The sequence below is a fragment of the Legionella sp. km535 genome (genome assembly GCF_003990085.1).
Taxonomy (GTDB): Bacteria; Pseudomonadota; Gammaproteobacteria; order Legionellales; family Legionellaceae; genus Legionella; species Legionella moravica.
Genome location: NZ_RZGU01000056.1, coordinates 1 through 1,078, shown reverse-complemented (window position 1 = coordinate 1,078; position 1,078 = coordinate 1). Strand labels below are relative to the sequence as shown.

Sequence of the window (1,078 nt, the reverse complement as noted above, 5' to 3'; positions counted from 1 at the left end):
CGTAGATACTGTCTTTAAACGCAAGATAAATTTTCATTAAAAGGCAGTTTACTTTTTAAAACTCCAAAGATGATATGAGCTAATTTGCGCATTACAGCACAAACAATAGTTTTAGGAGTTTTTCCATTGTTCTGAAGTCTGGTAACGAAGGCAGATAGTCCTTTGTTATGTCTTTTAGCTACTAATGCGGCCATATAAAGAGCTTTCCTGAGACGACTATCACCTAATCTCGAAATAGTTGTTTTTCCAAACAATTTCCCGGATTGGTGTTGCTTCGGAGTGATCCCAATGTATGCAGCGAATTGTTTGGCGGTTTGAAAGGAGCTGACATCAGGCATGAGTGCTAGCACACGAAAGGCTGTGAGTTTTCCAATGCCTTTAATACTCGTTATTAACCTCATGTTCCTGTTTAACATGGGCTCCTCATTAATTAATGCAGTCATCTTTTGTTCCACTAAACTTACTTCTTTTTCTAGATTTTTAATCCATTTAATTAACAGGTCGGTTGCCATGCCTTCATGTAAGCTATGTAATTGGTTATTTAGTTGTACCAATTGGCCTTTAAGCATATCTAATAATTTCATTAATCCTTTTAACTGCTTTTGAGCCTCAGAAGTAGTTACATACACTCGGGGTTGCATACATTTACAAAATTCGCGAATCACCCTTCCATCGATGATATCGTTTTTATTTCGCGCTAAGGAAGCTTTTGCAAAGTTTTTGATTTGATATGGATTAACCACACTAACCTTGATGGATTTTTTTAATAAAAAATCAGCAATGCCCTCACTATAATGTCCGGTAGCTTCCATGCAAACCCAAGGTGACGTGGAATTTTTGGTAAGCCATGCAGCAAATTCAGCATGACCTTTGGCATCATTAGGGTAGACTGAATGTTTGTAACGATTATTAATAAAAGTAGCTACATCAAATTTATCCTTGGCAACATCTACACCTACATATTCAGTCTGATCCATGTTAATCTCCGATAGCGTTAAATACTTGGCGATTATTTATCAATGACCATGCTTGTTCATGCAGGCTTACTTTGAAGGGTGGCCTAAGATACTGTTCGGTC

Annotated in this window: 1 protein-coding gene; it reads right to left on the bottom strand. The window is 37.3% G+C overall.

Going from position 1 to position 1,078, the window contains the following annotated elements:
- Positions 1–14: 14 nt before the first annotated feature.
- Positions 15–977: an IS110 family transposase gene (locus tag ELY21_RS15475; RefSeq protein ID WP_127110934.1), complete on the bottom strand. Its 963-nt coding sequence runs from the start codon at positions 975–977 to the stop codon at positions 15–17.
- Positions 978–1,078 lie beyond the last annotated feature (101 nt).

What these genes read in the sequence shown, in the direction of transcription:
- ELY21_RS15475 (WP_127110934.1), bottom strand. Translation starts at nt 977, where the DNA reads ATGGATCAGACTGAATATGTAGGTGTAGATGTTGCCAAGGATAAATTT.